The sequence below is a fragment of the Sphingomonas bacterium genome (assembly GCF_903643065.1).
Lineage (GTDB): Bacteria > Pseudomonadota > Alphaproteobacteria > Sphingomonadales > Sphingomonadaceae > Sphingomonas.
The window spans coordinates 1-7,038 of the sequence record NZ_CAHJWX010000092.1 but is presented as its reverse complement, the minus strand read 5'-3'; the positions used below and the strand labels follow the sequence as shown (position 1 = coordinate 7,038).

Below are 7,038 nucleotides of genomic sequence, written 5' to 3'. Positions count from 1 at the left end.
CGCGCCGGGCACCACCGGCCGCGCGGCCGCGACGGGGGCGCTCGCGACGGCGGCGGCGGTGATCAGCGATAGTAGCATCGGCGCTCCAGCATATGACAGGTCATACTATATCCACGCGCGCTGTCGAACGCCCGAACAGGCGATCCGTCATGTAAAAAGCGTCGGCTCGGCCCGTCATCGGATCAGGCCGTTGATGCCCGCCACCAGCGCCATCCCCGCGAGGCTCGCGAGCGAGGTGCGTGGCCGGGGATCGAGCCGGTAGCTGCGCGGCAGCAGCTCGCCGGTGCCGATATGGAGGAAGGCGCCGCCGAAGCCACCCAGGATCAGCGCCAGCGCGCCGGGCGACACGGGGAGGACCAGGCCCAGGCTCACCCCGATCAGCGGCGCCGCGCCATTGGCGAGCAGCCAGCCGCGCGCCGCGCGCTCGGTGCGCGAGGCGAGGCTGAGGCTCACCGTGTTGACCCCATCGACGACATCGTGGCTCAGCACCGCCGCCGCCACCACCCAGCCCACCTGCGTGCTCGCCTGGAAGGCGAGGCCGATGCCCAGCCCGTCAACCAGGCTGTGCAGCGTTAACGTGCCGGGCCCCAGATGCGCGCGCCAGCCCGTCGCGGCGACCGCTCCGTCCCCGCCGCGCCCGCGATCGAGCAGCATGTACGCGCCCAGCCCGACCGCCACCGCGCCGCTCAGCCAGCGCTCGCCCACCGTGCCTTGCGCCAGCTCGATCGCCTCGGGCAACAGGTCGAACAGCGCCACCCCCAGCACGATCCCGGCGGTGATCCCCAGCAGCAGCACCAGATGCCGCCGCCAGCGCAGCGCCGCGCCGCCGCCGAGCAACGTCGCGGTCGAGGCCGCGACGCCCAGCATCAGCGGCGTTGAGACCGTCACCGCCCGACCCTTGGTCCCGGCCCGCTCAGAACGTCGCGACGCGCAGCACGAAGCGGACGTTGCGTCCGGGCAGGACGACGCTGTCCTTGTTGAGCGCGGCGGCGTTGCGCTGCACGTCGTCCGTCAGGTTCTGGCCGACGACGGCCAGCTCGATGCCGGGATGCGACGCGAACGGCCGCAGCGTCGCCTGCGCGGTCAGCTGGTTGTAGCCGGGCGTCCGTGTGTCGAACGCGCCATATTCGTTCTGCCGGCCCGCGTGCGTGAACATCGCGCCCGCGTCGAGGCGCCGGCTGACAAGGTCCAGCCCGCCGCCGACGCGGTAGGGCGGGATACGGGGCACGTTGCCGCGATCGTGGTCGAACGTCGCGCGGGTGTAGTCGGCGAGTCCATGCAGCTCGACGCGCGTCTCGTCGCGCTTGAATACCGCATAATGCGCGTCCGCCTCCACGCCCCGGAACCAGGCGCCCTGCTGGCGGTAGTTCAGCTCGCGCAGCTCATTGGCGTCGCCCACGACGCAGTTGCCGTCGTCGTCGCAGGTGCGGCCGGTCAGGTCGCCATAGATGTAGTTGCTGAACCACGAGCTGTAGAGGCTGCCCTCGAACCGCAACCGGTCCCGCGTCACCCGCAGCGTGCCCTCCAGCGAGTTGGAGCGCTCGATCTTGAGGGTGGGGTCGCCCGTCTCGAACGTGTTCGGCCCGTCATGGCCGCCGCGCGCGAACAATTCGGTGATCAATGGCGCGCGGCCGGTGGACGAGAAGGTCGCCCCCAGCTTCACCGCCCCGCTGAAGTCGTATAACGCGCCGATCGAGCCGCTGAGCGGCGTGTAGTTGCGTCGCGTCGGCACGTCGGAGGCGGGAGTGCCGGTGACGCGGATGTGCTCGACGCGGCCCGCGACCTGAAGGTGGAACGCGTCGCCGACCGGCGTGTCGGTGAACAGATAGCCGGCCTGCGTGTCGGTCTTGGTCGGGAACAGATAGCTCGCGTCCTCGCCGACGGCCGAGAAGTTGCGATGTTGAATCTCGACGCCCACCGCCGAGTTCTGGATCGCGCCGAGCGGCCCGAACAACAGCTCGCCGCGCCCGTCGAACTCCTTGTTGCGGAACGTCGTGTCGACGGTGCCGTCCGGTTCGTTCTCCGTATGTCTGTAATTGGCATAGCTCGCGTCGACGTTGAGCGAGCGGAGCAGCCCCTCCCCCAAGTCGAACGACGACCGCTCGACATATTTGGTCTGGCGCAGCTTCAGATAGGTGTCGTCGCTGGGGATGCCGTAGCGCGAGTTGTACTGCTCGATCGCGGCGCCGACCCGGCTCTTGTTGTCCGGCCCGAAGAACACGGTCGCGCCGCCCGTCTCGCCATGGCCGCGGAAGAACGAGTTCTGCTGCGTGCCCAGCGGCGTGTCGTAATCATCGGTATAGCGATAGAAGCCGTCGGCGTGGAGCGCGATGTTGCCGGCGCGCCCATCGGCCAGCAACGTGCCTTCGCCGGCATTGTTGACAGTGCCGAACGAGCCGGACGCCTCGGCGTTGAAGGGCCGGGTCGGCAACACCGACGGCACGCGGTTGTTGATGATGTTGACGACGCCGCCGATCGCCTGGCTGCCATAGCGCAGCGTCGCGGCGCCGCGCACCACCTCGATCGACTGGGCCGACAGCGGGTCGACGGGGATGCCGTGATCGGGGCCGACGTCCGACACGTCGGAGCTGCTCGCGCCGTTCTCCAGCACGCGGACGCGCGCGGCGTCCTGGCCCCGGATGATCGGCCGGTTGGCGCCCGGCGCGAACGAGGTGTCGGAAATGCCCGGCACGCCCGCCAGCGCGTCGCTGATGCTGTCGCCGCCGGTCTTGAGGATCGCGTCACGGTTGACCTTGGCGACGATGGTCGGCGTCTCGGTGCCGAACGGGTTGGCGGTGACGATCACATCCGCGCCCGACGCCGGCGTCGCCCCGTCCGGAGAGATGGCCGGCCGCTGCGGGTCCGTGCCGGACGCCGGCGTGGCGGTCTGCGCGGCGGCGGGGGACACGGCCAGCGCCAGCGCGCTCGCGCCTGCGAGGAACTTCAACATCGATCACCTGCTCCGATTCGGCTCGCCGCCCTAGCCGTCACGATATGGTATATCAATGATCGATCGACGGTGGTTCGGTGGGCCGGCTCAGACGAGCGTCGGCGCCCCATCAACCGTGATGAGGAGGCTGAGCGGCGGAGCCAGTTTTAAACGCCTGCAAGGCAGTCGAAGGGCCTCGTCTCGAACCACCCTCACGCCAGCGTCAGCGCCGGGCGGCCATGTTCCACCGTCGCGGTCGCGGCGGTGGTCACCGGCGCGCCGGGGGTGGTCACCCGCTCGACGACGCGGAACCGCGTCGTCCAGGCGTCCGGCGTCACCTCGCAGGTGGCGTAGCCGCGCCGGTCGTTGGTCCATTTCAGGAACGGGTTCTCCGCCATGATCCTGTCATTGCCCGGCCGCGTGTCGTTGCCGTCGCCGCCCGACGAGATTGAGGTGGTGACGAACTCCACCGCGACCGCCTCGCCCTGCCCGCCCCGGGTACGCAGCTCGCCCGCCCAGTTCTGATGCTCGTCGCCGGTCAGCACCACCGCGTTGCCCAGCCCCGCCAGATGGCCGAACAACCGCTCGCGCGGCGCGTCATAACCGCCCCAGCTGTCCATGTTGCGGATCGACGCGGGCTCGGCGTGGGTGCGCCGGTCGAGCGGCATCATCATCACCTGTTGCGCGATCCCGTTCCAGCGCGCGCGGCGCTCCGCCAGCGCGGCAAACAGCCAGCGCTCCTCGTCCGCGCTCATCATCCGCGCGGCGGGATCAGCGACGGCGGCGCAGACCGGCTTGAAATCGTCGCCACAAGGCTGGTCGGTGCGGAACTGGCGCGTGTCGAGCAGGTGGAGATCGAGCAGCGTGCCCACTTTCGCGCGGCGATGGATCCGCATCCCGCCGGGGCCGGGGAAGCTAGTTATGCGGAACGGCATATGCTCGTAATAGGCCTGGAACGCCGCCGCGCGGCGTAGCGCGAACACCTCGGGCGGATCGTTCTCCTGGTCGGTGTCGCCCGCCCAGTTGTTCTCCACCTCGTGATCGTCGAACACCGCGAACCAGGCGGCGCTGGCGTGTGAGGCCTGAAGGTCCGGGTCCAGCTTGTATTGCGCGTAGCGGCGGCGGTAGTCGGCGAGGTCGAACAGCTTCTGCCCGGCATGCTCACGCACGATCGGGCGATCACCGGTCTGCGTCGGCGTGTCGCGGCCCTCGTAGATATAGTCGCCATAGTGGAAGACGAACTGCAGGTCCTCGCGCGCGATATGGCGATAGGCGGTGAACAGCCCGTCCTCGTAATTCTGGCAGCCGACCACCCCAAAGCGCACGTTGCCCACCGCCGCGCCCGGCAGCGGCAGCGTCCGCGCGCGGCCGCGCTGGCTCCGCTCGGCGCCGACGGTGAAACGGTAGAAGTACGGTCGGTCGGGCAGCAGCCCCGCCACCTCGACGTGCACCGAATGCGCCAGCTCGGGCCGGGCGAGCGCGGTGCCCTTGGCCACCACCATCTCAAACCGCTCGTCGCTCGCCACCTGCCAGTCGACCGCGACGGGCGCGCCCATCGGCATGCCGCCATGCTCGCCCAGCGGATCGGGCGCGAGCCGAGTCCAGATCACGAAGCCGTCCGCCGCCGGCTCCCCCGCCGCGACGCCCAGCCGGAACGGATAGGCCGCGAACAGCTGCTGCGCGCGCAGGATCGTGGGCGCGCCCAGCAGCACGGCCCCGCCCGCCACCACGGCGCGGCGGGAGGGCGCGAAGATAGGGTCCGTCATGCTGGTGCGCTCCGTTGACGTGGCCGTCGCCGATCGGCCCGTTGACGCGGGGATCGGCCTAGCGCACGATATTTCATATCTCAATGGGTTGATGAACGTGAAGCTCCGGTCGTCGCGCCTCATGTCCACACTCGTCGCCGCCGTGCCGGCGCTGCTCGCCGCGGCCCCGCCGCCCGACGCGGCAACGGCGGCGGTGCGATCGGTGCTGGTCGCGGAGAACCGGATGTACCAGGATTATGACGCGACCGTGTCACGTCGGGTCTATGCGCCCGACATTCGCTGGCAGAACCCGTTCGGCGTCCGGCTGGTCGGCGAACCGGCGGTCGAGACGTTTCTCGCCCGGCTGTTCACCCGCGCCCGGTTCCGCTCCGCCCGGACCGTCACCGCGCCGGCGATCACCGACGTGCGGCTGCTGTCGCCCACCACCGCCTCGGCCTGGAGCGAGGAGGCGAGCGAGGGGCAGACCCGCCAGGACGGATCGGCGGTGGGCTTGCGCAAGTCGCACATCCTGTATGTAATGGCCAAGCGGGGCGGTCGCTGGCTGATCGTCGACGAACAGATCATGGACGAACGCGACTGACCCGCCCTCCCTTGCCAGGAAGACCCGCTTGACCCGCATCGCCTCCATTCTCCCCCTCGCCTTTCTCCTCGCCGCTCCCGCCGTTGCGCAGGACGCGCCCAAGCCGGGCGATGCCAAGCCCGGCTCACCCGCCGACAAATATGCCGAGCGCGTCGCTAGGCAGCTCGCCGACGAATGGCCGCTGGTGCCCGTCAAGGAAGAGGAGAGCGTCACCGCGCACAGCGTCGCGGCGCAGGGCCGCACGCTCGCCTATCACGCCACCGCCGGCACCGTGACGATCCAGGACGAGGATGCGAAGCCCACCGCCAGCGTCTTCTACGTCGCCTACACGCTGGACGGCGCCGCGCCCGGCACGCGGCCGGTGACCTTCTTTTACAATGGCGGCCCGGGCTCGTCCTCGGTGTGGCTGCACATGGGCTCGTTCGCGCCCGTGCGCGTCAAGACCGCCAACCCCGAATATATCCGCCCCGCCCCCTATGGCTTCGGCCCCAACCCCGACACGCTGCTCGACAAGACCGACCTCGTCTTCATCGACATGGTGGGCGCGGGCTATTCGCGTCCGCTCGGCGACGCGAAGGGCAAGGATTTCTGGGGCGTCGACGAGGACGCGGACGCGTTCGCCAAGGCGATCATCCGCTGGACGACCAAGAACAGCCGCTGGACCAGCCCCAAATTCCTGTTCGGCGAAAGCTATGGCACCACCCGCTCCGCCGCCCTCGCCTACCAGCTCCAGGATCGCGGGTTCGCGCTCAACGGCGTCGTCCTGCTGTCGTCGATCCTCAATTACGGCATCGAGCAGGCGGGCTACGACCAGGGTTATGTCAGCTACCTGCCGAGCTTCGCCGCCACCGCCTGGTATCACGACAAGCTCGCCAGCAAGCCCGCCGACCTGCCCGGCTTCCTGGCCCAGGTCCGCGCCTTCGCCGCCGGCCCCTATGCGCAGGCGCTCGCCAAGGGCCAGGACCTGCCCGACGCGGAGGCCGACGCGATCGCCAACCAGATGGCGGCCTATACCGGCCTGTCCGCCACCTTCATCAAGCGCGCCAACCTGCGCGTCGACCTCAACCGCTTTCAGAAGGAGCTGTTGCGCGACCAAGCGCTAACGGTCGGCCGGTTCGACAGCCGCTACACCGGCACCGACAGCGACTCGGCCGGCGAGAGCCCCGAGTTCGACGCGTCGGACACCGCCATTTCCGGCGCGTTCGTCACCACCTTCAGCGATTATGTCCAGCGCGAGCTCAAGTACAAGTCGGGCATCCCCTACCGGATCGCCGCCTATGGGCTGAAGGATTTCGACTGGAACTGGAAGCACAAGGCGCCCAACAGCGGCTATCCGATGAACAATCCCGACGTGGCGGTCGACCTCGCCGCCGCGATCCGCACCAACCCCTATCTCAAGGTGCTGTCGCTCAACGGCTGGTACGACATGGCGACCCCGTTCTTCGCCACCGAATATGACATCGCGCATATGATGCTCGACAAGAAGCTGCGCGGCAACGTCTCATTCCGCTATTATCCGTCGGGTCACATGATCTATCTGAACCCCGATGCGTTGCACCAGCTTCACGCTGACCTGTCCACCTTCTACGACACCACGGTCGCCGCCGCCGCCCAGAACCGCCCGGCGAGCCGATGATCGCGAACCCAAGGAGAACACCATGCGACGGATCCTGATGGCGGCGGTGAGCGCCGCGACCCTGCTGGCGGCGAGCGCGGCGCCGGCGATGACGCTGCAATCCGCCTCCGCGCCGCGCGGCGGCGGT

At 69.3% G+C, this 7,038-nt stretch carries 5 protein-coding genes; 2 read left to right on the top strand and 3 right to left on the bottom strand.

What is annotated here, in order from left to right:
• Window positions 1-174 precede the first annotated feature (174 nt).
• The 3 genes from HUU95_RS04855 to HUU95_RS04845 form a co-directional block, all read right to left on the bottom strand.
• A complete protein-coding gene (locus tag HUU95_RS04855) occupies window positions 175-888 on the bottom strand; it encodes a ZIP family metal transporter (protein WP_174279079.1) in 714 nt (237 codons plus the stop codon).
• A 25-nt stretch (window positions 889-913) separates the two neighbouring features.
• Entirely contained in the window at window positions 914-2,950 is a 2,037-nt protein-coding gene (locus HUU95_RS04850; RefSeq protein WP_174279078.1) for a TonB-dependent receptor, read from the bottom strand.
• A gap of 191 nt (window positions 2,951-3,141) precedes the next feature.
• Window positions 3,142-4,695 (bottom strand): alkaline phosphatase D family protein, encoded by a 1,554-nt coding sequence (locus tag HUU95_RS04845; protein WP_174279077.1) that lies wholly within the window; start codon window positions 4,693-4,695, stop codon window positions 3,142-3,144.
• Window positions 4,696-4,816: 121 nt separating this feature from the next.
• Between HUU95_RS04845 and HUU95_RS04840 the strand changes: the two genes are divergently transcribed.
• Window positions 4,817-5,275 (top strand): DUF4440 domain-containing protein, encoded by a 459-nt coding sequence (locus tag HUU95_RS04840; RefSeq protein WP_174279076.1) that lies wholly within the window; start codon window positions 4,817-4,819, stop codon window positions 5,273-5,275.
• A gap of 28 nt (window positions 5,276-5,303) precedes the next feature.
• The gene (locus HUU95_RS04835; protein ID WP_174279075.1) at window positions 5,304-6,911 is read left to right on the top strand and encodes a S10 family peptidase; all 1,608 of its coding nucleotides are present in this window, start codon (window positions 5,304-5,306) and stop codon (window positions 6,909-6,911) included.
• Window positions 6,912-7,038: the final 127 nt, after the last annotated feature.